This window comes from Pseudomonas fluorescens (assembly GCF_005938625.1).
Taxonomy (GTDB): Bacteria; Pseudomonadota; Gammaproteobacteria; order Pseudomonadales; family Pseudomonadaceae; genus Aquipseudomonas; species Aquipseudomonas fluorescens_BD.
Genome location: NZ_VCNJ01000001.1, coordinates 209,780 through 234,772, shown reverse-complemented (window position 1 = coordinate 234,772; position 24,993 = coordinate 209,780). Strand labels below are relative to the sequence as shown.

Here is a 24,993-nt window from a genome sequence, read left to right as displayed (position 1 = left end):
ATTATAAAAAGATAATTTCATGAGGTCGCGAATGTTCCTGCAATCCAGCCAGCACGTCGACAGCTATTACGCTCACAGTTGCGCCGATATTCTGCGTGATCGACCGGCGCTGGAAGGTGAAATTGACGCCGACGTGGTGATCATCGGCGCCGGTTTCAGTGGTCTGCACACGGCGTTGCGTCTGGCCTTGGCGGGTAAACGCGTGATCGTGCTGGAGGCCAGTCGCGTGGCGTGGGCGGCCTCGGGGCGTAATGGCGGGCAGGCGATTCTCGGCTGGTCGTGCGACATGCCGCCGCTGGAAGCTGCGCTGGGCCACGAACGGGCCAAACGCTTGTGGGATGGCATGCGTTGGGCCGCTCGGGAATTGCGTGAATTGCCGGGTCGTCACGGCTTCGACATCGACTATCGCCCCGGGCACCTGTGGACCTCGGTGATGCCACGGCGGGTCAGCCTGCTCAGCGAATGGCAACACGAGGCCAGCCACAAGTGGGGCCACGATGTGTTGCAGTTCATTCCCCGTGAACAACTGCCGGAATGGGTGGCCACCGATCGCTATCAGGCCGGGCTTTACGACCCTGAGGGCGCGCACCTCAATCCACTGAAACTGGCGCTGGGCCTGGCGGATGCCATCGAGCGAGCCGGCGGGCGTATTCATGAACAAAGCAAAGCGCTGAGTTATCAGGAGCAGGGCGCAGGTTTTCGCGTCAACACCGAGCGCGGTTCGGTGCGCGCCGATGTGCTGGTGCTGGCGTGCAACGCTTATCTCGATGAACTCGACCCGCAACTGTCCAGTTGCATTCTGCCGGTGGGCACTTATCAAGTCGCCACTGCACCGCTCACACCTGAGCAGGCCAGCGCGCTGTTGCCGCGCAATGTCTGCGTGACCGACAACCAGTTCGTCCTCGATTACTTCCGGCGCACGCCAGATAACCGCTTGTTGTTCGGCGGCGGCTGCACTTATCTCGGTGGCATGCCCAAGGACATCGCGGCAGCGACGCGGCCGTTTCTTGAGCGGGTGTTCCCGCAGCTCAAAGGTGTCGACATCGAGTTTGCCTGGGGCGGACACATCGATCTGACGATGAACCGCACGCCAGACGTTGGCGGCGAGGGCAATCGTTACTGGCTGCAAGGCTATTCGGGCCACGGCGTCTTGCCGACACTGGCCGCCGCGCGCGCGGTGTCCGCTGCGATTCTCGGCGAGGCGGATGAATTGGCTTTGTATCAGGGCCTGAGCAATGGCCGCTTCCCCGGCGGCAAGCATTTCGCGGCACCGCTGGAAGCCATCGGCAAGGCCTGGTACCGACTGCGCGACAGCATTTGATGAGACTTTTTTCGGAATCGCGTCCATGAACAAGCAAGAAGAAATCGCTGCGCTGGCGATCCTTATCCACGACCTGCGCAAGCACAAGAAATGGACCCTGAAAGAACTGGCCGACAAGATCGGCCGTTCGGTGGGTTTTCTCTCGCAGGTCGAGCGCGGCTTGTCACGGCCCACCGTGGCAGACCTGACCGCGATCAGCGAAACCTTCGGCGTGCCGACCACCTATTTCTACAGTTTGCCCAAGCCTAAAGAGCTGCCGTGGGTGACGCGCCCGGACGAGCGCCGCACGTTGTATTACGCCAACGGCATCACCGACATTCTGGTGTCGCCGCAGATCCGCGCTTCGTTTTCCATGCTCGAAAGTCATCTGGAAGCCGGCGCGAGCAGCGGTGATCGCCATCTGACCGACAGCTCGGAGCAGGGCGGTTACGTGCTCGAAGGCGAATTGACGCTGTGGCTGGGCGACGACGAAGAACCGACCACGCTGAAGGCCGGCGACAGCTTTCAATTCGACAGTCATACCCGCTGCCGCTACGGCAACCTCACTGAGCAGCTGACTCGCGTGCTCTGGGTCTACACCTGATTACAACAAGGATAAATACGATGGACGCTGTCTGCGCTGACCTGCTCGCCGAAGTGCGTGCCTTTCGCCAACGCTACCCCGAGGTGCGTTATGTCGACCTGATTTGCCTGGACATTCCCGGGCACTTTTACGGCAAGCGTTATCCAATCGACATGCTCGAAAAAGTCGCCGCTGGCAGCGTACTGAAGCTGCCGCAGAATTGCGTACTGCTGGGCGTGCAGGGTGGCTTGTTCCCGATCGGCGATTACTGCTTCAACGATGGCGACCCGGATGCCGTGCGCCGTCTGGTGCCGGGCACCTTGAAACCGGTGACCTGGGAAGCGCAGCCGCTGGGGCAGATGCTGATCACTTCGGACGGCACGGAAAAACCGATAGAGTTCGAACCCCGTGAAGTCCTCGCGCAGGTGCTTGATCGTCTGGCACGCAAAGGCATTCATCCGGTGGTGGCTTTTGAATTGGAGTTCTACCTGTTCGATAAAAAGCTGCGCGACGGTCTGCCGCAATTCCCCCGCGACGACCTGACTGACGACGCCGATGATCAACCGAACCTGCACATCGAGCGGCTCTCACGCTTCGCGCCGGTGCTGGATGAAATGGTCGAAGCCACCCGGGCGCAAGGTATCGACGCCACGGTGATCACCGCAGAACTCGGCCCCGGCCAGTTTGAAATCAACTTCGGCCATCTCGACGACGGTTTGCGTGCGGCGGATTGGGCCGCGTTGTTCTGCCGCAGCACGCGCGGCGTGGCACTTAAACACGGTTATCGCGCCAGTTTCATGGCCAAGCCGTACTTGCAGTATCCGGGCAGTGGCATGCATGTGCATGTGAGCCTCTACGATTCGGCGGGCAATAATCTGCTGGCCGCGAATCAGCAACAGGCGTTGCGCCACGCGGTGGCCGGGTGCCTGGAGTTACTGCCGCACAGCATGCCGATCTTCGCGCCAAACCAGAACTCGATGCGCCGTTTGGGTGGCACGGTGAACACCGCGACCAAAGCGAGTTGGGGCTTTGAGGATCGCGATGCATGCCTGCGGATTCCAGAGTCGGACGTGAAGAACCTGCGGGTTGAATATCGCTTGGCGGGCGCGGATGCCAATCCATATCTGGTGCTGGCGGCGATTCTGGTGGGGCTTGAACACGGGCTGGAGTCGGGCAAAGAACCCATTGCGCCGCTGAATGAAGATCGCAGCAGCGGGATCGATTTCCCCAAGGAAATGTTCGAGGCCGTGCGCGCGATGCAGCATCAGCCGCAGTTGCGTGAGGGGCTGGGTGCGGAGTTTGTCGATGTGTTTTGCGAGAACAAACGCCAGGATCATTTGGCGTTTATGCAGGAGATCAGTGCGCGAGAATATCGCTGGTATTTTTGAAGACGCCGCCGAAACGTAATTGTCGACGCATGCGTCGAGAGGGGCTGCTATCGACCAATCTCCACCTAGCGATTGCAGCTTTTCTAGCTACGCTTGCCAGCAAGAGATTGGTGCAAGTACGCCGACTCCTTAATTGTCTGGCAAGGGAGCCAACAACCATGGATAGCACTCACGGCGTTTATCCATCAGCGACCGTTCTGGTGGTCGACGATACCCCCGATAACCTGATGCTCATCGCCGAGTTGCTCAAGGACAAATATCGGGTCAAAGCCGCCAACAGCGGCGAAAAGGCCCTGCGCCTTCTGCAGGCCGATCCGCTTCCCGATCTGATCCTGCTGGACATCATGATGCCGGGCCTGTCCGGTTATGAGGTTGCCGAGCAGCTCAAGCGTGACGCTCGCATTCGCCATATTCCGATCATTTTCCTGACCTCGATGACCGCTACGGAGGACGAGATTCGCGGCTTGAGCCTGGGCGCTGCGGATTACATCACCAAGCCGATCATCCCGCCGGTGCTCATGGCCAGGGTCGAGACTCAGATCAAGCTCAAGGCCGTTGCCGATTTCCTGCGCAATCAGAACGACTTTCTGGAGCAGGAAGTGCAACGGCGTACCCGCGAGGTGATCGCCATCCAGGATGTCACGATCCACGCCATGGCTTCGCTGGCCGAAACCCGTGACAACGAAACCGGCAACCACATTCGCCGCACCCAGCACTACATCAAACGCCTGGCTCAACTGTTGCGCAATCACCCGCGCTTCCGGGACTTCCTCGACGAGGACACCATTAAACTGCTCTTCAAATCGGCGCCGCTGCACGATATCGGCAAGATTGGCATTCCTGATCGCATCCTGCTCAAACCGGGACGACTCACCCCCGAAGAGTTCGAGATCATGAAGACCCACACCACATTGGGGCGCGACGCCATCCAGCACGCCGAGGATCAGTTGGGAATAAATGTCGACTTCCTTCATCTGGCCAAAGAAATTGCCTACGGCCATCAAGAAAAATGGGATGGCAGTGGCTATCCGCAAGGCGTGGCCACCGATGACATCCCGATCAGCGCCCGATTGATGGCCGTGGCGGATGTCTACGATGCGCTGATCAGTCGTCGCGTGTACAAGCCCGGCATGCCCCACGAGCAGGCGGTGAAAATCATCCGCGAAGGCCGGGGCTCGCATTTTGATCCGGACATCTGTGACGCGTTTCTGGCCAATGCCGAGCAGTTCCGCGAAATTGCCGAGCGCTTCGCCGACAGCGACCAGGACATGGCCAGGCAGTTAGCTCTGCTTGAGCAGATTGCCGACCGTCCCTGAGCCCCGCGCATCCGTTTGCACATCCAGTTGAAAGAGGCTGTTTATGAACAGACTGTTCGAGATGCTCGAGCGCCTGTCTCTGCGCAATAAATTGATCATCGGCTTCGCTGCGCTACTGATATTGATCCTGATACTGGGCGCGCAAAGCCTGCGCACCCAGTATTCGCTCAGAAATGAAATGCAGCAGTTGTACCAACAGGATCTGGTGGGCATCCAGCATGTGCAGGAGGTTCGGGTGCAGTTGCCGCATCTGTTGCTCGCCATGCAACGTGCAATCGCTACCAACAACGCGGACATCCGTATCAGCGCCAGAGCCCAGATGGATGTCGCCCAGGCGCGACTCCATGAAGCGCTGGAGCAGGTACGTCCAACACTGCGCCGACAGAGCAGCATCAGCAGCCTGCTGGAATTCGAACGGGTATTGCAGCGTCTGCAAAAAGATGGCGATGAAGCGTTGGAGTTCGCCGGCAAGGGTTCCTTGGGGCAGGCCTTGATGTTGCTCAACAGTAAGGACTTTCTTGCGCTGGAGCAGGGCGGCGATGGGCTGCTTACGCAGATCGAGAAAAACAAGGAAACCGACATCCACGATACAGCGAAGAACCTGGCTGAGTACGCAGAGCGTAGTACTACGATCACGTACATCTTGCTGCTGGGCGGTTCGACGCTGGCTTTGCTGTTGACCTGGCTGGTCAGTTATTCCATTCGCGTGCCGTTGAATCGAGTACGCGTGGCCGTGGATGAATTGGCGTCGGGCAAGCTGGACGGTCAGATCCCGCACACCGACCTGCGCAATGAAACCGGCGATCTGGCGCGCGCCATTGCCACGCTGCAGGTGGAGGCTTGTCAACTTGAACGCCAGCGTTGGGTGAAAGCTCACGCCTCGCTCCTGCAAGTCGATCTGCAACAGGCCGAGACACCGCAACAATTGGCCCAGGCTTTTTTCAGCCGCATCGCACCCCGTTTGGGCATGTGCCAAGGGGCGCTTTACGTGCTCTATGAAGGCGCATCACGCCTGCGACTGGTCGGCGGTTATGCGGTGGACAGTGAGCACCCGTTGCCCGCCGAGCTTGAGCTCGGTGAGGGATTGCTTGGCCAGTGCGCACTGGATCGCCAACCCCGTCAGCTTGAGGATCTGCCCGAATCGTTCTGGCATGTGCGCGCGCAGTTGGGCGCAGTTGCCGCCAGCCACCTGATGGTGCAGCCGGTGCTGCGTGGCGAGCGCCTGCTCGGGGTTGTGGAAATGGCTGGCTTTCGCTCGCTGGAGGAGAACGAGGTATTGCTCTTGCAAGAAGTTCTGCCCAGGCTGGCCGGTGCGATGGCCATTATGGAACGCAGCGAGGCAGCCCAGGCGCTGCTGCAGGAAACTCGACGCCAGGCTGACGAAATGGGCGCGCAAACCTTGCAGCTGGAACACCAGGCCAGAGAGCTGGAGGCCCAGCAGTCAGCACTGCGCGCCACCGAGGCCTGGTATCGCGGCATCATCGAGGCAGCACCGGACGGCATGCTGGTGCTGGGGGCCGACGGCCGCATCCTGATGACCAACCCGCAAATGGACACCTTGTTTGGCTACGCCCCCGGCGAGCTGATTGGCGCCAGCATCGAGCGTCTGGTACCGCAGGCTGCCCGTGAGCGCCATGTCAAGTTACGCGACGGCTTCATTGCCAGCGGCGGAACCCGGCAGATGGGTGGCGATCTTGACGATCTGAGCGGGGTACGCAAAGACGGCAGTCTGTTCTCCGTGGAAATCGGCCTTTCTCATCTACCGCGTCTGGAGGGTCGTGGTGTCTGCGTGTGCGCCTCGGTGCGCGACGTGAGTGAACGCCGCGCGATGGAAGCCCGGCTGCGAACCGCCAGCGATCGCCTGAACCTGGCACAAGAGGCAGGTGACATCGGGTTGTTCGACGTCGATCTGGTCAGCGGCACAAATTATTGGACGCCCCAGCTCGAAACCCTGTTCGGACTTGAGCCTGGCGGATTCGGTGGCACGTTGGCGCACTGGAAGGCGCTGATGCATCCCGAGGACGTGGCACGCGTCAGCAGCGCGTTCGAGAGCGCCATCCAGAGTGGCAATGACCGCGTCGAGTTCGACTTCCGGATCGTACGCAAAAACGATGGACGGGTGCGCACGCTGAGGTCGCTGAACCGCTTCTCACGCACGCCTGACGGCAAACCATTGCGCGCCACCGGTATCAACATCGACGTCACCGCACTGGCAGAGGCAAGGGCCGCGGCCGAAGAAGCCACGCAGGCCAAGAGCGAGTTCCTCGCCAACATGAGCCATGAAATCCGTACGCCGATGAACGCCATCATCGGTATGAGCCACTTGGCACTGCGTACCGAACTGGACAAACGCCAGCGCAACTACATTGAAAAGGTCCACCGCTCGGCGGAGAACCTGCTGGGGATCATCAACGACATCCTCGACTTCTCCAAGATCGAGGCCGGCCGGATGAGCCTCGAACAGGTGCCGTTCCGCCTGGAAGACGTACTCGACAGCTTCGCTGCCATGATTGGCCTGAAGACCGAGGACAAGGGCCTCGAGTTGTTGTTCCAGATCTCGCCCGACTTGCCCACGGCACTGCTGGGCGATCCCTTGCGGCTGGGGCAGGTGCTGATCAACCTCGGCAACAACGCGGCCAAGTTCACCGAGCACGGCGAGATCGTGGTCGGTCTGGAACAAGTGGCCGCGCACACGGACAGCGTGGAGCTGCATTTCTGGGTGCGCGATACCGGCATCGGCATGACCGTCGAGCAGTGTTCACGCCTGTTCCAGTCGTTCAGTCAGGCGGACACTTCGATCACCCGCAAGTATGGCGGCACCGGTTTGGGATTATCTATTTCCAAGAAACTGGTTGAGCTGATGGCCGGCCGAATCTGGGTTGAGAGCGAGCCGGGAGTCGGCTCCACGTTCCACTTCCAAGTACAACTCGGCGTACAGCAAAATGTTCTGCCGCGTCGCATGTTCAAGGCTGGCGAGCTGTTGGGCATGCGCGTGCTTGTCGTGGATGACAACAACAGTGCCCGTGAAATTCTCTCGGGGATGGCACGCAGCTTTGGCCTGGAAGTGGATGTCGCGCAGAGCGGTAGTCTGGCGCTGCGTATGTTGGCCGACGCCGAGCACAAGGTCCTGCCTTACGATCTGGTCTTGATGGACTGGCGAATGCCCGGCATGGATGGCATGGAAACCGTGAACAGAATGCATTCCGCCAGTCTGCTGCGCACGCCATCGGTCATCATGGTGACGGCTTTTGGCCGCGAAGAAGCCCGCGAAGAAGCCGAACGCCAGGGCATCCAGCTGCCGGTGGTACTGACCAAACCCGTCACGCCGTCATCGTTGCTCGAAGCCATCGGTGTCGTGCTGGGCAGAGACACGCACAGCGACACTCGGGCTGGCGAACGCTCCCAACACAATGCCAGTACCGTCGCCAGTCTCAATGGTGCGCGGCTGCTCCTGGTCGAAGATAACGAACTGAATCAGGAACTGGCCAGCGAACTGCTGGAGAGCGTCGGAATACGCTTGCGACTTGCCACTCACGGCCAAGAGGCCTTGGATATCCTCGGCGAGGATGGCGACTTCGATGGCGTGCTGATGGATTGCCAGATGCCGGTGATGGATGGCTACACGGCCACCCGGCACATTCGCCAGCAACCGCGCTTCAGCAGTCTTCCGGTGATCGCCATGACCGCCAACGCCATGGACGGTGACCGCGAGCGCGCGCTCGAATGCGGCATGAACGACCATATTTCCAAGCCACTGAATGTCGAAACCATGTTCGCCACAATGGCAAAGTGGATCAAACCAAGAGCCGCTCAAGCACCGCTGAACTCAGGTTTTGCCGATGGCTTGCCAGATCATCTTGAGGGCATTGACCTGGCGGCGGGTCTCGCCACTTGCATGGGGCGGCGGGATCTCTACTTACGTCTGCTCTGCAAGTTTCGCGATACTCAGACAAACTTTACCGAGCAATTCCAGGCCGCACGAATCGATCCGGATCCCGCTGCCGCCGGGCGGCTGGCGCACAGTTTGCGCGGTACCGCCGGCAACCTCGGCGCCAAAGCCGTGGCGCAGGCTTGCGCTTTGTTGGAACAGGCCTGCCAGAACGGCGAGCCGGCGACGGTAGTGCAAGCGCTAGCGACGCAGGTCGAACATTGCTTGCGCCCGACCCTGGCGTCTCTGGCCGACCTTAAGGCGGACAAAACGGCCTCCACGGATGGTGACCGGCTGGACGACTCGGCCATCAGCGAGCAACTGAACAGGCTAATTGTTCTTTTGGACGAAGGTGATACGGCGGCTTTGGACGTGCTGGCGGCACTGCGCAACAGGCCTCTCGATCGAGGGTTGGCAGAGCGTCTGACACTCGTCGCGGCGCAGGTGGAACTGTTCGACTTTGATCGCGCCTTGCAGCTTGTGAAAGCCTGCGATGAAAAAAAAGGGGACTGATTTATTTCCAGAAAATAAATCAGTCCCTTTGTTTGCCTTTATTTGCCCACATTCTTTGCAAGAATTCGTCGCCGGCGGCGGACTCAGAAAGCAAGTGATACCCTAACCAGATGTCCCAACCTGCAGCGAGCTTCAGATCCTGGCGCTCGAAGTCGGGACAGATTGTACCGTCCAAGTCGACGACGACTTCGCCCACGCGTTGAAAGCCCCAGACATTAACCAGTTTGCTTTCCAGCGCCTGCCAGTCGGCATCCGACAACTCACCGAATTCGATGAGTAAATGACCATTTGCAGCTTGCAGGAGATTCATAGGTTTGCGCCGGCGAGGGGTATAGGGTCGATTGGGAGCTTGCATTCAAGTAACCGGGCAACGTTAACAAGGAGCATTCATGTGGGCCATTAGCATTGATCGCGATAGCGTGCATGCAGGGGATGATCTGGAAAGTCATAGAACATCAATCGAGCTTGATCCAACGTTAACACTGCGCACATTGTTCGAAGCGATCCGAGGTATGGGTTACTTGCCTGCCATCAGTGGAGGCAAGGCGACGTGGATTATATGTACGTCTGGCAAACACATTGGTGTTTTAGCTCAGCAATGGCTAGAACCCAAATTGACGATCCCCGCCGAGAGCACTCTGAGCCAGTATTTTGCAGATTCCGAACCTCGCCTGCTGTTCAAATATTGGTGCCAGATAGACCCTGACCATGTCTTTTCACAGATCAATGCTGGACTTGAACCACCGTCCCGATTTTAGGATGGGCAGGAGGTTTCCTATTCATCAAGGAGCTGAATTGTCTGCTTGGGGTCAAAAGCGGTCGTCGGCGATATTTCTCGAGCGACTGCTTTCGGCCAAGAACGGACATCCATATGGGTAGATTTCAGCTCGCAGCAGCCTCCAGAACGGTAGTTACACCAGCTTTTCGATAGAAATCGAGGTGGCTTGAATCGTGATATCTCCAAAATCACCTTCAAGGAATAAAACATTATCAACGATGCTTATCCCTTCAAGCTCTCCGAGCCCGCTGTGGTTTTGAACGTAAAGAGCGCCGAGTCTGATAGCCAGCTCCGTGCCGTCCGCGTTCCATGCCATCAGTTTTTTTTTGGTCCCGTCATCCAGTCTCACAACTATCTCAAAATAGCGATGGGCTTGGTCCACTGTGATCGACAAGACACTGCTTTCTTCAAGTGCACGAACATCCATCATGAAGCTTCTTTCGATTAAATCCGCATCCTACTACAGACCAGTTTCGGCGAATGAATGCGCCCGAAACGAATTTCCACTTTTGGTCAATTACAGCCCCTCAACCCTTCAACGACATCGGCCTGTCCCCTCCCGGAGGCAAGCCAAACAACCTGCGCACCCGATTAAGAAACGCCCCATAGGGTCGCCCCAGCACCAGCATCATCACGGCCGCGCCAAGTGTGCCGCGCACCAGGCCTTCTCCCGATGCGCCACTGAAGGCAATGATCGCTGCATAGATCGGCACTTGAAAACTGACCAGGGCGATGCTGTCCCAGAGCAACCTCGACAACCGACCCTGACCGGCGCGCGTCATTACCCAATCGCGCCAGACACCGTAAGGTCGCGCGACTGGAATCATCAGCGCCGCGCCCAGCAGGCGCGCGTGCAGAACCTGATCCCAGGTCATGCCAGCAATGAAGCGTTCATTGATGATGCCGGTGGCAGTGAAAAACAGGATCAGCGCCGTGGTGTCTGCGGTAAATGCAGTCCGACGCATTGGCCGTTGCAGGCGTTGCGGCACCTCAACTCTCCTTTCATGGCTTGAGCATTGATCTTTCCTCAGCTAAACGCCGGCGCTTCTTCGTGCTGTGACAGCGGCTGCACCGCGAGGTGCGGCGATTCGCCGAAGTACTCGATCAGCAGTTCGGTGAGCACGCGGATCTTGCGCGCGGGATGCGGGCCTGGCGCGCGAAGGAGGTATGCACCGGCGGGGGGCGGTGGATGGTTGGTCATGATCGGCACGAGTGCGCCCGAGGCGATGTGTTCGTGGGTGAGGCAATCGGGCAAGTAGGCGACGCCGAGGCCGGCAGTCGCGGCCGCGGCGAGCGCGGTGCCGTTGTCTGCTTTGAAGCGCCCTTGCGGGCGAACCGTGATGACCTTGTCAGCCTCCATGAATTGCCAGGCTTCGGTACCTTGCATGAGCGCCTGATGGGCGTGCAGTTCGTCCGGGGTTTCGGGTGCGCCGTGCGCTTTGATGTAGTCGGGGCTTGCGACGAGCTTGGTGTAGACCGGGCCGATACGCCTTGCGATCAAATTGGAGTCCTGCAGATAACCCACGCGAATGGCGCAATCGTAGCCCTCGGTGATGAGGTCAACGAAGCGATCGCTGTAGCAGGTCTGCATATGCAATTGAGGGTGACGGCGAGCCATTTCCGCCAGCACCGGGGCGAAGTGCGTCGGCCCGAACGACAACGGCACTGCTACGCGCAAGCGACCGCGCAGGGCGCCGGCGGGCAGGATGGTTTCCTTGGCGATGTCGATTTCGCTGCAAACCCGGGCGGCGTAATCGCGGAACGTCGCGCCGGCCTCGGTGAGGGACGCCCCGCGAGTGGAGCGTGCGAGCAGTTGCACGCCGAGTTCCGCCTCAAGCCGGACCAGCCGTCGGCTGACGATTGATTTCGAGACCCCGAGCCGCAGCGCCGCCTGTGAAATGCCCCCGGCATCCGCCACTTCGACGAAGGTTTGCAGTTCTTCGATATCCATTCTCGTGTTCCCCTTGGCGCGACACAGTTCGCCTCGGGATGCTACTACTGCCGCGAACAGGGGAACAGCACAATGGGTTTTCCAGGCACGGCGTCACTCGCGTGTGCTCTGGAATCACAAACCGCACGGGCTCCGGCCGTTTCACCGACGTGCGTTACCCATACAAAAGGACCTGCAAATGGCAAGCGAAGCAATCCGCAACCCTCACACCGATCAACTGCTGACGCCCGAGAACTCAGCATTGATTGTCATCGACTATCAACCGGTTCAGGTGTCCTCGATCCGCTCGATGCCACGGGATGAACTGGTCTTCAACATCACCAGCGTTGCGAAAGCGGCGGTCAATTACAACCTGCCGATCATCCACTCGACCGTGAATGTCGCGACGGGCCGCAACAAACCGCCGATTCAAGAGTTGCAAGCGGTACTCGGCCATCTGCCAACCTATGACCGCACGTCGATCAACAGTTGGGAGGACACCGAGTTCAAACAGGCGGTCAAAGCGCTCGGGCGCAAGAAACTGATCATGACCGCGCTGTGGACCGAAGCCTGCCTGGCCTTTCCGGTACTCGACGCGATTCAGGAAGGCTATGAGGTTTATGTGCCGATTGATGCCGTGGGCGGCACGTCGCTCGCCGCGCATGAGGCGGCGTTGCGCCGAATGGAGCAGGCGGGCGCGAAGCTCATCAGCCGCGTGCAAATGTACTGCGAACTGCAGCGCGACTGGGCGCGAGAGGTGACCGTGCCGGGGTTTATGGGCGTGTTCGAAAACTTCGACGGCATCAACGCTGAAAAGGCGCTCCAGGAGGCTGGCAAAAAGGCCTGATTAGCGGGCCATTGTTAAACGGTGGCGCTGGCAATCGCCCGCGCTGCCTTTATTTGGCTTTTTTCAACGCCTGAAAATAATCTGAACGGCCTCGGAACCTGCTCGCCTAATGATTAGCTTGTGGTCAATCGCACAGGCGCTGTGTCAATCACGGCACACTCCGAGAGGTGGTCAACGTGGCTAAAGACGAAAAGAAAAGCAAAGACAAAGGTGACGCTTCGAAAGCCAGCAAGGATTTGAAAGACAAAAAGTCATCACCTGCGAAGAAATCAGCAGCGGCTTCGGCGCTTTCGAAGTCCTCCGACAAGGACAAGAAAGACAAGAAAAAAGACGCCGAGCCCAAGAAGTCTGCTAAGAAAGCCGATAGCAAGCCTGAGAAGGCCAAGGATTCAAAGAAGGCTGATAAGCCGGCTAAAAAGAAAAAGTGATCTTGAAGGCAATAAAAAACCCGGCATTCGAACCGGGTTTTTTATCGCCTGTAATCAGGACGTTCAGAGCGCCGCTTTTACCTGCAAACCAAACACCAACGCATTATCGATGTCCTGCCCGGAAAACGCGCCGGGCTCGATGATGTACTGCACATTCGGGCGCAGGGTCAGCCAAGGCGTGGCCTGATAACCGTAGCCGAGTTCGATCAATTGCTCGGCGCTGTCCAGGTTCGGGAACGCTGTGCCGTTATTCAATGCGGCGTCCTGCTGCACGTCGCGGCTGCGCGGGTTCGGCACGGCGCGGCCATAACCCAGGGCGACGGTGTCACGCGGGCGACCCTCGAACGGTTTGTACAAAACCACGCCGGTGCCATACCACTTGCTGAACGGCGAGGCCGCTTCGCTGGCCGCCGAGTATTGGCCGAAGGCATGCAGGCTGCGGCCCTCGGACGTCGGCGAGCTCCAGACGGCCTGATCGATCAGCAGGTAATGACCGCCGCGACCGGAGACTTCTTTGTCACTGCCGATGCGTTTTACATCAGAGCTGTCGTAGTAGTAGCCGAGCTTGTATTCGCCGGGCAGGGTGCCTGCGTGTTTGTACACCAGCTCGATCGGCACCACGGTGCCGGTGGTGTGTTTAGGGTCAAGGTGCCAGGCACGGCTGGAGTTGCCGTTGCTTTCCGGGTCGACGTTGAACGCGGCCACGCGCAGTTGCCAGGAGGACGACAGGTCGTATTTCACCCGCACGCCGAGGCGCGCGTTGGGGTAGTTGGTCCAACCGCTGCCGCCGGACATGTTCAGCGGATGGCCGCAGAAACCTGCGTTCATGAAGTTGCACAGAATGCCGCTGTCGAGGCCGCCGAGGTCGTTGCCCATGGCCATGTAACCGAGTTTCACGTTGAGCGCCGGGGTAAACAGGCTGCGCTCGTAACTCAGTTCGGTCAGGCGCGTGTACAGGCCACCGTAGTTTTCCTGGATCGGCAGACGGTTGCCGACGAGGTCTTCCGAGGCGCTGTTGCCGCGGCGGTCGTTGATGGTCAACTGGACCTTGCCGGCATTGTCGACGCCGTACAGTTTGCTCAGGTCGAACTGCACGCCGAGTTTGATGTTCTGCGAGTAGCGCGCCGAGCGGTGCAGGCCGCCGTCGGCGTTGTAGGCCATTTCACCGCTGTAATCGCCGGTGAACTTGATGCCTTGTTCATCCATCTGGTGACGCAAGCCACCCCAGTCACCGGTGAGGGTGCTGCGGGTCAACAGATCGGAATCGTTGTCGGCCAGCGCGGGGAGGGCGGTGGTGCAAGCGAAGCCCAGCAACAGGCCTTTGAACAGGTCGGAACGGGAAAAACCAACAGCCGATAGCATGTAAATCTTCCTGCAGAAAACATGAGCAATAGGGGGAAAGCAACGCGGCACCCGAAGGTGCCGCGCTTTACGTGGACACCGTGATTTACGGCAGGGCGTAAGCCATCACGTAGTCGCCACGATCGGTCGACTGACGCGCACCACCGGCGGTGATGACGATGTATTGCTTGCCGGTTTTCGGCGAAACATAGGTCATCGGGCCGCCCTGACTGCCGACTGGCAGACGTGCTTTCCAGACTTCTTCACCGTTGCCGCTGTTGAATGCGCGCAGGTAGAAGTCCTGGGTGCCGGCGATGAAGATCAAACCACCTTGGGTCGACAGGGTGCCGCCGAGGGTTGGCAGACCGATCTTGATCGGCAGGTGCATGCGGATGCCCAGTGGACCGGTGTCTTCAACGGTGCCGACCGGAACCTGCCAGGCGATTTTCTGGGTCTTCATGTCGATGGCGGTCAGCGTGCCGAACGGCGGCGCCTGGCAAGGAATGCCGGCTACCGACAGGAAGCGGTTTTTGTTCACGGCGTAAGGCGTGCCTTTCAGCGGTACGGCGCCCATGCCGGTGTTCAGCGCTTCACCACCGCCAGCCGCCTGGCCTTTGTTCTGCGACGGAATCATCTGAATCCACAGACCCAGACGCATGTCGTTGACGAAGATAAAGCCGTGCACCGGGTCAGTGGAAATGCTGCCCCAGTTCATGCCGCCCAGCGAACCCGGGAAGCTCAGCGATTTGTCCATGCCCGGCGCGGTGTACAGGCCGTCGTAGCGCATGCCTTTGAAGTCGATGCGGCAGAGCAACTGATCGTACGGAGTAGCGCCCCACATGTCCGATTCGGTCAGGTGCTGAGCACCGATTTCTGGCATGCCCACCGATTTCGGCTGGGTAGGGGAGTACGGTTCGTTGGGGATGTTCGCCGCTTTCACCGGTACTTCTTTAACGTCGGTCAGCGGTTTGCCGGTGGCACGGTCGAGCACGTAGATCTGCCCGGCCTTGGTGCCGATGACCAGCGCCGGAACGGTTTTGCCGTCCTTGGTGAAGTCGATCAGGCTCGGCTGCATCGGCAGGTCGAAGTCCCAGAGATCGTTGTGTACGGTCTGGAACACCCAGCGCTCGTCACCGCTGGTGGCGTCCAGCGCGAGGATCGAAGCACCGTAGGTGTGATCGAGTTTGCTGCGCTCGACACCATAGATGTCGGTCGACGAACTGCCCATCGGCAGGAACACGGTGTTGGTGGCCGGGTCGTAGGACATCGGCGCCCAGCTGTTCGGCGTGCTGCGCACATAAGTGCTGCCGTCGGCCGGTGCGTTTTTATCCTGCGGGTTGCCCGGGTCGAAGGCCCAACGCATGGCGCCGGTGATCACGTCGAAACCACGGATCACGCCGCCGGGCATGTCGGTTTGCACGTTGTCAGCTACGCGACCGCCAACCACCACGGTGGTACCGGCCATCAGTGGCGCGGAGGACAACTGGTAGTAGCTGTCCGGCACGTTACCCAGACCGGACTTCAGATCCACCTGGCCGTTGTTGCCGAAACCCTGGCAGAACTCGCCGGTGTCAGCATCGACCGCGATCAGGCGCGCATCAATGGTGTTGGTCAGCAGACGACGCTGGCAATTGCCGGCCGGCGCAGGCTTGGCTTCGATGATTTTCGAATTGGCCGGCTGAGCGATGGCGGCGGTGGCGTCGAAATAAGCCATGCCACGGCAACGCTGCCAGACTTTCGACTGAGCGTTGATCGCGTTTTTCCACAGTTCTTTACCGGTGTCGGCATCCAGCGCAATCAGGTTGTTGTGCGGGGTGCAGATGAACACCTTGTTGCCGACCTGCAGCGGAGTGAGCTGATCTTCAGCACCATTGCCATCGCTCTCGGCGACGTCACCGGTGTGGTAGGTCCACGCCACTTTCAGCTTGTCGACGTTGCTGCGGTTGATCTGGTCCAGCGCAGCGAAGCGGCTGCCACCTTCGGTATTCCCGTAGTGCGCCCAGTCTTTCTGCGCCTTGTCCGGCTCGACCGGAGTCAGGCCCGGGCCGGTGCCAGTAGCGGCAACGGTAGGGTGAGCGACGAACATGTTGCCGGCCGCCACAACCACGCCGACCGCCAGCACCGCAGCCACGGCGTAAGCGCCGCGACCCGCAACGCCACCGCTGGCACGCTTGAGCAGCGGATAAACCAGCGCCACGACCAGGCCGATCACACTGAACATGAACAGGCGCGAGAACACCGGCCAGAACACCAGCCCGGCATCGCTCACTGCCCAGATCGCAGTCCCGACCAGGAACGCGGCGAACAGCCACGCACCGGCCAGCTTGAAGCGCGCGATCAACAGACCGGAAACGGTCATGACCAAGCCACCCACCAGGAAGTACCACGAGCCTCCCAAGCTGACCAACTTCACGCCGCCCGCAGCCAGCGCCAAGCCGAGCAGGGCGATGACGACGCCCAGCCCGACCAGAATGAATTTTGATATGCCCGAGAGGCGTTGACTCTGCTTCACGTTGAGTGTCCCGTTGAAATGAGGCGCGCATTATATAATTAGGTAACTATCTAGTTAAATCACTAATTCAGTAATAAAGCGTTGCTCGTTGTTGAATAACGCGCCGGAGCCGGAACTGGCGTGCTCAGTGGGTCGAACAGGTTTGCGGAGTGTCGGCGAAAGACGCGGTTATGTCAGGAAAGATGTGGGTTATGACAGCTCTCCCACAGCGCCATGTTCAGTCAACGCTCAGCGGTCAGCCGACGCACGGCATTAAAAGGCAGCTTAGACCACGAAATCTTGCAGCGTCGGTGATCAGTCACGCCCCCTGACGGCTTCTGATCAACTCATAAGCCCGGCGCACCAGCGGGTTCACGGTGTTGGGGCGGATCCACAGGTGATAGGTCACGTCCGGCAACCGTGGCAACCCGTCGGTTTCACCCAGTACGCGCATGTCCGGCCCGAGCATTTCCATACTCCGCGCCGTGACGCCGAGACCCGCGCGTGTCGCCGCTTTGATCCCGATCAGATTGGAAGCCAGATACGCCTGACGCCATGGGATGTTCGCGCGTTCCAGCGCTTCCAGTGCGTAGCGTCGATAGATGCTCGGCTCGTCCACCAGAATCAACGGCAAGGGTTCGCCGGGGTTATGGATGTACTGCGCCGAGCAAATCCACCACACCGGCGAAGTGCGCAGGGCGAAGCCTTCGAGGCTGGCGTCCTGGCGGGTGGAAATGACCATGTCGATCTTGCCGCGGTGCAAGTCTTCCATCAGAAACGGACTGCGACCGACGTCGATCTCAAGCCGCAGGCGCGGGGCCGAGCGGGCGATGTGGCTGAGCATCGGCGGCAGGATGGTATCGGCGATGTCGTGGGGCGAGCCGATGCGCAACACGCCGCTCAGAGTGCTTTCGCGCAGACCATTGAGTGCCTCGTCGTTGAGCAGAAGCATTTGCCGCGCATTGCGCAACAACTGCAATCCAGCCTCGGTGAGTTGTTTTTGCCGCCCGCGCTTCTCGAACAGACTCACGCCGACCAGTTGCTCCAGGCGCTGCATGTGCTGGGTGACCGACGACTGCGTGCGCGCCAGTTGTGCGCCGGCCTCGGCAAAACTGTGGTGATCCACAACAGCAATAAAGGTGCGCAGCAATTCGAGGTCGAGGGTGGATGATGTCGACATGGCCATTCCTGTTGGCTGTTTTATATCAATACGGCAACGCTAAACATTACAGATGTTGATGTGTTTCTGTCGATGGCTTGAATTGACCAATCCAGACTCCCAGTAAACACAGGGCTCAAAGGCTTATACCAAAAGTCGCAATACGCCGAGTTATAACGATATTAGATATTTGAATTTCCGTTACACCTGCGCGGTACATAGGATGCCCTCACACAGATCGGGGTACGCCGATCAACCATCTGGGGGAAGTTCATGTTGCTCAAGCGCACGCCTGTTAAACAATGGTTGCCCGTGGTAATGGGCGCTCTGATCGCGCTGGCCGGCAGTGCGAGTGCCCATGCCGATGCGACGCTGGAGAAGATCGAGCAGCGTCATCAGTTGATGGTCGGCGTGTTGCTGTCCGGTGGCCCGTTCGGCGGGATTGATCCTGCCACGCAGAAGCCGCGAGGCCTGAACGTTGAACTCGCGCAGGAGTTGGGCCGTCGCCTCGGCGCTGAAGTGCAACTGGTGCCGGTCCTGCCCGCCAACCGCGTGCAGTTTCTCCAGCAAGGCAAAGTCGATTTGTTGATTGCCAACATGGAGTGGACCGCCGAGCGCGGCGAGATCCTCGGCTTCGTACCGACGCCGTTCTATCGCGTCGGTGGCACCGCCGCTGTACTCAAGGACAGCAAGATCACCCGCTGGGAAGATCTGAAAAACCAAGCAGTCTGCACCTCGCAGGGCAGCAGTTACGTCAAGCCGCTGACCGATTTGGGCGTGGAGATCAAAGCCTTCAAGAGCTCGTCGGAATCGTTGCTCGCCTTGCGTGGCAACAACTGCGTCGCGGCGGTGCATGACGCCACGCTGATCAATCCGCTGCTCGCCGACTCCGCCGAATGGCAGGGCTATCGAGCAATCAGTCCCGAACTCAACCCCGCACCGTCGGTGATCTGGACCCGTCGCGGCGAAAGCGACACCCAGGCCAGGCTCGATCCGATCATCCAAGACCTGCATCGCAGCGGCTGGCTGATTGAAGCCCAGACCCGCAACCACATCACCCCCGCATCACCTGCGCTGGTGGAACTGCAAAAGCAGTTTCAAGCCAACGGCGCCTGATCGCCCACGTTTTCCACGGTCCATCGTGCTGCGCGATGGCCTTGCAAGGTAGTCGTGCATGAACCGTCATTTCTCCGCAAGAAATCTGCTAACCCTGTGCCTGGCGGGGTGTGCCGGTATGGTCGCCAGCCTCGCCCAGGCCGATGCGACGCTGGACAAGATCGAGCAACGCCACGCCATCAGCGTCGGGGTGATTCTCAGCGGCCCGCCGTTCGGTACGATCGAGCCGAAGACCGGCGAGCACCTGGGCTACAACGTCGAACTGGCCAAGGGCATTGCCAAGGCACTGGGCGTCGAAGCCAAAACCGTCTCCGTGCTGGCACCCAATCGCGTGCAGTTCTTGCAGCAGGGCAAGGTCGATATCCTGATTGCCAACATGCAGTTCACCGATGAGCGCGCCGAGATTCTCGATTACGTGCCCACGCCTTACGAGGAGGTCGGTGGCGCGGCGTTGATTCGAAAGGGTGTGGGCATTACCCAATGGACCGATCTCAAGGGCAAACCGGTGTGCGTGTCGCAGGGCAGCAATTTCATCAAGCCTTTGCAGGAAACCTACGGTGCCGAGATCAAGGCGTTCCGCAGTCAGTCGGAATCGCTGCTGTCGCTGCGCGGCAATGGTTGTGTGGCAGCAGTGCATGTCAGCCCGACCATGCATGCATTATCAAGCGATGCCGAGTGGTCCGGTTATGAAACGCCGCTGCCGAACGATCTGATTCCGTCCAACTCAGTGATCTGGCTACGCAAGGGCGAGCACGATACCCAGGCGAAACTCGATGCCATCGTCCGTGACTGGCACCGCAGTGGCTGGCTGATCGAACTCGGCGAGCGCACCGGCATGGCACCGTCGCAGGCCTTGCGTGACTTGCACGAGCAGTACCGCAATGCAGCGCCGTTGGCGGCGCAACCATGAGCCGGGCATTGTTCGAAGCGTTGCAGCAACTGCTCGGCGCCAACCATGTACAGAGCAGCGAAGACGCGGCGGCGTACCTGACTGACAAACAGGGCCGGTATGTCGGGCAAGTCATTGCCGCTGTACACCCGGCAAGTACCGAGGAAGTCGCGGCGGTAGTGCGTGCCTGCGTGGCACGGGACACCCCCATCGTGGTGCAGGGCGGTAACACCGGTCTGATGGGCGGCGCCACGCCGGACGCCAGCGGTTACGCCGTTCTGTTGCTGCTTGATCGCCTGAATCGGGTGCGCTCGGTGGACACCGATAACGACACCCTGACCGTCGAGAGCGGCTGCATTCTGCAAAACGTTCAGGACGTTGCCCGTCAGGCCGGACGCTTGTTCCCACTGAGTCTGGGCGCCGAAGGCAGTTGCACGATTGGCGGCAATCTGGGCACCAATGCCGGCGGCACTGCCGTGTTGCGCTACGGCAATACCCGCGAACTGACCCTGGGCCTGGAAGTGGTGACCGCTGAGGGCGAAATCTGGAACGGTCTGCGCGGTTTGCGCAAGGACAATACCGGTTACGACCTGCGCGATCTGTTTATTGGCAGCGAAGGCACACTCGGCATTATCACCGCGGCGACGCTGAAGCTGTTCCCGTTACCCAAGGCGCAAGCCACGGCGTTGCTGGCCTTCGACTCCCTCGCTCAAGCGGTGACATTCCTTTCCCATGCACGCGCTGGTTTCGGCGCCAGCCTCACGGCGTTCGAACTGCTCAGCGCCGAGTGTCTGGCGTTGTTACGCGAGCAGTTTCCCGAAGGGCCGCAACCGTTTCTCGGCGTCAGTCTGCCGTGGTTCGCCTTGCTCGAACTGTCGGATAACCACAGCGAAAGCCATGCGCGCGAAGCGTTTGAAGAGGTGCTCGGCGAAGCGTTCGAAAACAGCTTGCTCGCCAACGCATTGATCGCCGAAAGCCTCGCTCAGAGCGAAGCGCTATGGCTGCTGCGGGAAAACATGAGCGAGGCGCAGAAGCGCGCCGGACGCAACATGAAGCACGACATTTCGGTGCCGATCTCCCAAATCGTGGCGTTCGTCGCGCACACCGATGCGTTGTTGCAAACGCATTTCCCCGGCGTGCGTCATTTCACCTTCGGTCATTTGGGCGACGGCAACCTGCATTACAACGTGGCGCACCCGCTGGACTCGACCGTCGAGGCGCACATGGCCAACTACGCCGCATTGGGCGAGCTGGTCCATGACAGCGCCCATGCCCACGGCGGTTCGATCAGCGCCGAACACGGTATCGGTCAGCGCAAACGGGACATGCTTGAACGCTATAAAAGCCCGGTCGAGCTGAACCTGATGCGGCGGATCAAGCAGGCGCTGGACCCGAAAAACCTGCTTAATCCCGGTAAAGTCGTGGAGGTGATTGCGCCATGAACCTGCGCCTGTCCCGACGTGTGCAACGCGTCTCGCTGTCGGCCAATGCCGCCGCCAAATCCCGCGCGACTGAATTGCGTGAGGCCGGTCGCGACATTCTCGACCTGACCACCGGCGAGCCGGATTTCGACACCCCCGAACACATCAAACAAGCCGTCTATGCCGCCATCGCTGCCGGGGCGACCAAGTACACGCCAACCCCCGGCGTGAAAGCCTTGCGCCTGGCGGTGCAGCGCAAACTGCAACGAGAAAACCGTCTCGACTATCCGCTGGCCGACATCGTGATCGCCAACGGCGCCAAGCAGATCATCTTCAACGCGTTCGCCGCGACCCTGGATGACGGCGATGAGGTACTGGTGCCGACACCGTATTGGCCGTCGTTTCCGGACAGTGTGCGGTTCAATGGCGGCGAGCCGGTGTTTATCGCGTGCGGACTTGAGCAGGGCTGCAAGCTCAGCGCCGAGCAACTGCAACAGCACATCGGCGAACGGACCCGCTGGCTGATCCTCAACGGTCCCGGCAATCCGAGTGGCGCGGTGTACAGCGTGGCTGAGCTGCAAGCGATCGCTGCCGTTCTGCGCCGTCATCCGCAGGTGCTGATCCTGTTGGATGAACTCTACGAACACATTCGCTTTGACGGTCAACCGGCACAGAGCCTGCTCAATGTGGCGCCCGATCTGCAAGCGCGTTGTCTGCTGGTCGGCGGCGTCTCGAAAACCTACGCAATGACCGGTTGGCGCATCGGTTTCGGCGCCGGCCCGCAAGTGCTGACCGAGGCCATGGCGGTCGTACAGTCGCAATCGACTTCCGGTGCGTCCTCGGTGGGGCAAGCCGCCGCACTGGCAGCTTTCGACGGAGGCCTGGATTTCTTGCCGGAACAGGTGGCGGCTTATCACTGGCGTCGGGATTTGCTGGTGAACGCCTTGCGCGACATCGACGGCCTGGAAGTGCTTGAGCCGCAGGGCGGTTTCTTTGTGTTTGTCCGCTGCGCCGGTCTGCTCGGGCGTTATCGCCCGGACGGTGTGCGCCTGAACAATGACGCGGATGTCGTCGCGTATTTACTGGATGAGGGTGTCGCGGCTGTGGCGGGCAGTGCTTATGGCTTGTCGCCGTGGTTTCGCCTGTCAATCGCCACCGGGACCGACAACGTGGCTGAAGCCGGGCGCCGCATCGCTCATGCCTGCCGACAATTGCGGGGCGCCACATGAATCACTGGCTGGAAATGTTCGTCCACTGGACCGCCGGTTTCGGTCTCAATTACAGCTTCCTGCTCGACGCCTATCAGCGCGGCACGTTGGCACAGGGCGCATTGACCACGGTGTGGCTGTGCCTGTTGACCATCGTCGGCAGCTTGCTCGCCGGTGTCGGCCTGGCGGCAATGCTGACCTCAGGCAAACCGTGGCTGGCCAGACCGGCACGGGTATTTGTCGAAGTCACCCGCAACACACCGACGCTGGTGCAGCTGTATTGCGCGTTTCTGGTGCTGAACATGTTGTTGACCCAAGCCGTCGGCGCGGCGAATCCGCTGACGCCGTTCGCCTGGGTGGTGATCGTGATCTCACTGCACAAAGGCGCTTTTCATGCCGAGGCGTTGCGCGCCGGCATTGAGGCCGTGCCCGCGGTGACGCTGGAGGCTGCCAGCTCTCTGGCGTTCAACAGCCGTCAGTTGTTGTGGAACGTGCAACTGCCGTTGGCTCTGCGTTTTGCCTTGCCGTCACTGATCAACAACCTGATTGATCTGGTGAAGATGACCGCCGTGGCCTCGGCGATTGCCGTCGGCGATATCACCTACGCGGCGATCATGATCTGGACCCAGAGCGACAACGTGCTGGAGCTGATGATTTTGATCCTGAGCTTTTTCGGCCTGCTGAGTTTTACCGTCAATTGTGTGGGGCGCTACCTCGAAGCGCGCCTGAGGATGCCCGGCTATGGCCATTGAATCATCCGTTGCCGCGCCGCTGACCTGGCCGCGTCGACACCTCGGCAAGTTGCTGCTGGCGGCCGGTACTGTGCTCTGGCTGGTCTACTTCACCCCACAAAGTCCGGTGCTCAAAGCGCTGCTGCAATGGTCGCCGGCGCTGGCCACAGGCTTTGCGCAGAACATTCTGATCAGTCTGGTCGCCATCGGCCTGGGATCGGTGCTGGGGTTGCTGGTGGGCGCCCTGGCCTTGTCGCCATTGCGCTTGCTGCGCCTGCCGGCGCGAATCTGGGTGCAGATTTTCCGCAATGCACCGTGGCTGGTGTTGATCTACTTCACCACTTACGTGTTTCCGTTTGAGATCCACATCGGCAGCACGTATGTGTCGTTCCCGGACTGGGTCAAGGTGACCATCGGCCTGGCCTTGCCGGCCAGCGCCAACGTTGCGGAAATCTTCCGCGGCGCGATTGCTTCGATCCCCAGCACCCAGTGGGAAGCCGCGCGTTCGCTGGCCTTCAGCCGAGGGCAGATCTTTTGCTCGATCATCCTGCCGCAATGCTTCAAGCGCATGTTGCCGCCGTGGATGAACCTGTATGCCGTCATCACCATGGGCACCGCGCTGGCCTCACTGGTTGGCGTACACGACGTGATTGATACCGCGCAAATCGCCAGCAACACGGTAAACATGACCGGTTTTACCGTGGTGATTTACCTGAGTCTGCTGGCGTTGTTCTTCGCCTATTGCTACCCGATTTCCCGTCTCACCCAACGCCTGGAGCGACGTTATGCCTTCTATTGAAACCGTCGCCGAGCCCCTGATCAGCCTGCGCGATCTGCACCTGTCGTTCGGCAGCAACCCGGTGCTCAAGGGCATCGATCTGGATGTCCATCGTGGTCAGGCGGTGTCGATCATCGGCCCGTCCGGCTCCGGCAAATCGACCATTTTGCGTTGCATCACCGGTCTGCTGCAGCCGCAGCGCGGCACGATCCGCGTGGGCAACACCGAGGTGCACACATTGGCTCAGGAGGCCCAGCGCATCGAATTGCGCAAGCAGGTCGGGTTTGTCTTTCAGCAGTACAACCTGTTCCCGCACTTGTCGGTGCTGGAGAACCTGGTGATCGCGCCGCGCAAAGTCCTGGGCCGCAGCCGGATCGAGGCGGAAAAAGAAGCGCGTGCCTTGCTCGCCAAAGTGCGTATGGAGCACAAGGCCGATGCCTTTCCCGGGCAACTTTCCGGTGGTCAGCAGCAGCGCGTGGCGATCGCCCGGGCGTTGGCAATGCGCCCGGAACTGATTCTGTTCGACGAAGTGACCTCGGCCCTCGACCCGGAAACCGTTGGTGAGGTGTTGACGGTGATTCGTGAGCTGACCGAAGAGGGCATGACTTGCGTGCTGGTGACCCACGAGATGCGTTTCGCCGAAGAAATCAGCGACATCGTCTACTTCACCGAAAACGGCGTGATCGTCGAACACGGCAGCGCCGCGAAGATTTTTCAACACCCGGACAGCGAGCGCACGCAAACCTTTTTGCGCCATGCCTTGGGCGATCCGGGGCGCCGTCCTGTCGTCGCCAATGACCCCTATCTGCTGACCAATCTGGGTCGCTACAGCCTGTCCGTCTGACACC

At 60.0% G+C, this 24,993-nt stretch carries 22 protein-coding genes; 15 read left to right on the top strand and 7 right to left on the bottom strand.

Annotated features, from left to right (window positions below; translation table 11 throughout):
• Positions 1-31: 31 nt before the first annotated feature.
• The 5 genes from FGA82_RS01005 (at position 32) to FGA82_RS00985 (ending at position 9,028) form a co-directional block, all read left to right on the top strand.
• Positions 32-1,321 carry an NAD(P)/FAD-dependent oxidoreductase gene (locus FGA82_RS01005; RefSeq protein WP_141125700.1) on the top strand — a complete coding sequence of 430 codons (1,290 nt, stop codon included), beginning with the start codon at positions 32-34 and terminating at the stop codon, positions 1,319-1,321.
• A gap of 25 nt (positions 1,322-1,346) precedes the next feature.
• Complete coding sequence (locus FGA82_RS01000) at positions 1,347-1,904, top strand: helix-turn-helix domain-containing protein (protein ID WP_007913292.1); 558 nt, start codon at positions 1,347-1,349, stop codon at positions 1,902-1,904.
• Positions 1,905-1,924: 20 nt separating this feature from the next.
• The gene (locus FGA82_RS00995; protein ID WP_141125699.1) at positions 1,925-3,271 is read left to right on the top strand and encodes a glutamine synthetase family protein; all 1,347 of its coding nucleotides are present in this window, start codon (positions 1,925-1,927) and stop codon (positions 3,269-3,271) included.
• Positions 3,272-3,429: 158 nt separating this feature from the next.
• Positions 3,430-4,587, top strand: a complete 1,158-nt coding sequence (locus FGA82_RS00990) for a response regulator (RefSeq protein ID WP_141125698.1) — start codon at positions 3,430-3,432, stop codon at positions 4,585-4,587.
• A 43-nt stretch (positions 4,588-4,630) separates the two neighbouring features.
• Positions 4,631-9,028, top strand: a complete 4,398-nt coding sequence (locus FGA82_RS00985) for a response regulator (protein WP_141125697.1) — start codon at positions 4,631-4,633, stop codon at positions 9,026-9,028.
• A gap of 19 nt (positions 9,029-9,047) precedes the next feature.
• On the opposite strand, the gene FGA82_RS00980 is transcribed toward FGA82_RS00985, so the two are convergent.
• A complete protein-coding gene (locus tag FGA82_RS00980; protein ID WP_141125696.1) occupies positions 9,048-9,338 on the bottom strand; it encodes a hypothetical protein in 291 nt (96 codons plus the stop codon).
• Positions 9,339-9,417: 79 nt separating this feature from the next.
• On the opposite strand from FGA82_RS00980, the gene FGA82_RS00975 reads away from it, so the two are divergent.
• Positions 9,418-9,786: a hypothetical protein gene (locus tag FGA82_RS00975; protein ID WP_141125695.1), complete on the top strand. Its 369-nt coding sequence runs from the start codon at positions 9,418-9,420 to the stop codon at positions 9,784-9,786.
• Between the two features lie 153 nt (positions 9,787-9,939).
• Here FGA82_RS00975 and FGA82_RS00970 read toward each other — a convergent pair whose 3' ends face one another.
• The 3 genes from FGA82_RS00970 to FGA82_RS00960 all read right to left on the bottom strand — a co-directional run bounded on the left by FGA82_RS00970 (position 9,940) and on the right by FGA82_RS00960 (position 11,757).
• Positions 9,940-10,236: a hypothetical protein gene (locus FGA82_RS00970; RefSeq protein WP_249384200.1), complete on the bottom strand. Its 297-nt coding sequence runs from the start codon at positions 10,234-10,236 to the stop codon at positions 9,940-9,942.
• A gap of 97 nt (positions 10,237-10,333) precedes the next feature.
• Positions 10,334-10,795: an L-alanine exporter AlaE gene (alaE, locus tag FGA82_RS00965; RefSeq protein ID WP_141125694.1), complete on the bottom strand. Its 462-nt coding sequence runs from the start codon at positions 10,793-10,795 to the stop codon at positions 10,334-10,336.
• Between the two features lie 38 nt (positions 10,796-10,833).
• A complete protein-coding gene (locus tag FGA82_RS00960) occupies positions 10,834-11,757 on the bottom strand; it encodes a LysR family transcriptional regulator (protein WP_141125693.1) in 924 nt (307 codons plus the stop codon).
• Between the two features lie 178 nt (positions 11,758-11,935).
• Between FGA82_RS00960 and FGA82_RS00955 the strand changes: the two genes are divergently transcribed.
• Both FGA82_RS00955 and FGA82_RS00950 read left to right on the top strand, forming a co-directional pair.
• Positions 11,936-12,583, top strand: a complete 648-nt coding sequence (locus tag FGA82_RS00955; protein ID WP_141125692.1) for a hydrolase — start codon at positions 11,936-11,938, stop codon at positions 12,581-12,583.
• A gap of 176 nt (positions 12,584-12,759) precedes the next feature.
• Positions 12,760-13,011: a hypothetical protein gene (locus FGA82_RS00950; RefSeq protein ID WP_123594637.1), complete on the top strand. Its 252-nt coding sequence runs from the start codon at positions 12,760-12,762 to the stop codon at positions 13,009-13,011.
• A 63-nt stretch (positions 13,012-13,074) separates the two neighbouring features.
• On the opposite strand, the gene FGA82_RS00945 is transcribed toward FGA82_RS00950, so the two are convergent.
• From FGA82_RS00945 to FGA82_RS00935, 3 genes are all read right to left on the bottom strand, one after another.
• Entirely contained in the window at positions 13,075-14,373 is a 1,299-nt protein-coding gene (locus FGA82_RS00945; protein ID WP_141125691.1) for a carbohydrate porin, read from the bottom strand.
• Between the two features lie 85 nt (positions 14,374-14,458).
• Entirely contained in the window at positions 14,459-16,864 is a 2,406-nt protein-coding gene (locus tag FGA82_RS00940) for a glucose/quinate/shikimate family membrane-bound PQQ-dependent dehydrogenase (protein WP_141125690.1), read from the bottom strand.
• Between the two features lie 298 nt (positions 16,865-17,162).
• Positions 17,163-18,023 carry a LysR substrate-binding domain-containing protein gene (locus FGA82_RS00935; RefSeq protein ID WP_141125689.1) on the bottom strand — a complete coding sequence of 287 codons (861 nt, stop codon included), beginning with the start codon at positions 18,021-18,023 and terminating at the stop codon, positions 17,163-17,165.
• Positions 18,024-18,275: 252 nt separating this feature from the next.
• Here FGA82_RS00935 and FGA82_RS00930 point away from each other — a divergent pair, with 252 nt between their 5' ends.
• Genes FGA82_RS00930 through FGA82_RS00900 form a run of 7 tightly spaced genes read left to right on the top strand, consistent with a single transcriptional unit; the run spans position 18,276 to position 24,989 of the window.
• The gene (locus FGA82_RS00930; protein ID WP_141125688.1) at positions 18,276-19,118 is read left to right on the top strand and encodes a transporter substrate-binding domain-containing protein; all 843 of its coding nucleotides are present in this window, start codon (positions 18,276-18,278) and stop codon (positions 19,116-19,118) included.
• A 58-nt stretch (positions 19,119-19,176) separates the two neighbouring features.
• Positions 19,177-20,028, top strand: a complete 852-nt coding sequence (locus FGA82_RS00925) for a transporter substrate-binding domain-containing protein (protein ID WP_141125687.1) — start codon at positions 19,177-19,179, stop codon at positions 20,026-20,028.
• Positions 20,025-21,449 (top strand): FAD-binding oxidoreductase, encoded by a 1,425-nt coding sequence (locus FGA82_RS00920; protein WP_141125686.1) that lies wholly within the window; start codon positions 20,025-20,027, stop codon positions 21,447-21,449. The genes FGA82_RS00925 and FGA82_RS00920 overlap by 4 nt, the downstream gene beginning before the upstream one ends.
• Complete coding sequence (locus FGA82_RS00915) at positions 21,446-22,657, top strand: aminotransferase class I/II-fold pyridoxal phosphate-dependent enzyme (RefSeq protein WP_141125685.1); 1,212 nt, start codon at positions 21,446-21,448, stop codon at positions 22,655-22,657. The genes FGA82_RS00920 and FGA82_RS00915 overlap by 4 nt, the downstream gene beginning before the upstream one ends.
• Entirely contained in the window at positions 22,654-23,388 is a 735-nt protein-coding gene (locus FGA82_RS00910; RefSeq protein ID WP_064389953.1) for an amino acid ABC transporter permease, read from the top strand. The genes FGA82_RS00915 and FGA82_RS00910 overlap by 4 nt, the downstream gene beginning before the upstream one ends.
• A complete protein-coding gene (locus tag FGA82_RS00905; protein WP_141125684.1) occupies positions 23,378-24,166 on the top strand; it encodes an amino acid ABC transporter permease in 789 nt (262 codons plus the stop codon). The genes FGA82_RS00910 and FGA82_RS00905 overlap by 11 nt, the downstream gene beginning before the upstream one ends.
• Complete coding sequence (locus tag FGA82_RS00900; protein ID WP_141125683.1) at positions 24,153-24,989, top strand: amino acid ABC transporter ATP-binding protein; 837 nt, start codon at positions 24,153-24,155, stop codon at positions 24,987-24,989. Before FGA82_RS00905 ends, FGA82_RS00900 begins: the two co-directional genes overlap by 14 nt.
• Positions 24,990-24,993 lie beyond the last annotated feature (4 nt).

What these genes read in the sequence shown, in the direction of transcription:
- FGA82_RS00995 (WP_141125699.1), top strand. Translation starts at nt 1,925, where the DNA reads ATGGACGCTGTCTGCGCTGACCTGCTCGCCGAAGTGCGTGCCTTTCGC.
- FGA82_RS00975 (WP_141125695.1), top strand. Translation starts at nt 9,418, where the DNA reads ATGTGGGCCATTAGCATTGATCGCGATAGCGTGCATGCAGGGGATGAT.
- FGA82_RS00985 (WP_141125697.1), top strand. Translation starts at nt 4,631, where the DNA reads ATGAACAGACTGTTCGAGATGCTCGAGCGCCTGTCTCTGCGCAATAAA.
- FGA82_RS00980 (WP_141125696.1), bottom strand. Translation starts at nt 9,338, where the DNA reads ATGAATCTCCTGCAAGCTGCAAATGGTCATTTACTCATCGAATTCGGT.
- FGA82_RS00970 (WP_249384200.1), bottom strand. Translation starts at nt 10,236, where the DNA reads ATGATGGATGTTCGTGCACTTGAAGAAAGCAGTGTCTTGTCGATCACA.
- FGA82_RS00990 (WP_141125698.1), top strand. Translation starts at nt 3,430, where the DNA reads ATGGATAGCACTCACGGCGTTTATCCATCAGCGACCGTTCTGGTGGTC.
- FGA82_RS00910 (WP_064389953.1), top strand. Translation starts at nt 22,654, where the DNA reads ATGAATCACTGGCTGGAAATGTTCGTCCACTGGACCGCCGGTTTCGGT.
- FGA82_RS00900 (WP_141125683.1), top strand. Translation starts at nt 24,153, where the DNA reads ATGCCTTCTATTGAAACCGTCGCCGAGCCCCTGATCAGCCTGCGCGAT.
- FGA82_RS01000 (WP_007913292.1), top strand. Translation starts at nt 1,347, where the DNA reads ATGAACAAGCAAGAAGAAATCGCTGCGCTGGCGATCCTTATCCACGAC.
- FGA82_RS00930 (WP_141125688.1), top strand. Translation starts at nt 18,276, where the DNA reads ATGTTGCTCAAGCGCACGCCTGTTAAACAATGGTTGCCCGTGGTAATG.
- FGA82_RS00955 (WP_141125692.1), top strand. Translation starts at nt 11,936, where the DNA reads ATGGCAAGCGAAGCAATCCGCAACCCTCACACCGATCAACTGCTGACG.
- FGA82_RS00905 (WP_141125684.1), top strand. Translation starts at nt 23,378, where the DNA reads ATGGCCATTGAATCATCCGTTGCCGCGCCGCTGACCTGGCCGCGTCGA.
- FGA82_RS00960 (WP_141125693.1), bottom strand. Translation starts at nt 11,757, where the DNA reads ATGGATATCGAAGAACTGCAAACCTTCGTCGAAGTGGCGGATGCCGGG.
- FGA82_RS00945 (WP_141125691.1), bottom strand. Translation starts at nt 14,373, where the DNA reads ATGCTATCGGCTGTTGGTTTTTCCCGTTCCGACCTGTTCAAAGGCCTG.
- FGA82_RS00920 (WP_141125686.1), top strand. Translation starts at nt 20,025, where the DNA reads ATGAGCCGGGCATTGTTCGAAGCGTTGCAGCAACTGCTCGGCGCCAAC.
- FGA82_RS00935 (WP_141125689.1), bottom strand. Translation starts at nt 18,023, where the DNA reads ATGTCGACATCATCCACCCTCGACCTCGAATTGCTGCGCACCTTTATT.
- FGA82_RS00925 (WP_141125687.1), top strand. Translation starts at nt 19,177, where the DNA reads ATGAACCGTCATTTCTCCGCAAGAAATCTGCTAACCCTGTGCCTGGCG.
- FGA82_RS00915 (WP_141125685.1), top strand. Translation starts at nt 21,446, where the DNA reads ATGAACCTGCGCCTGTCCCGACGTGTGCAACGCGTCTCGCTGTCGGCC.
- FGA82_RS01005 (WP_141125700.1), top strand. Translation starts at nt 32, where the DNA reads ATGTTCCTGCAATCCAGCCAGCACGTCGACAGCTATTACGCTCACAGT.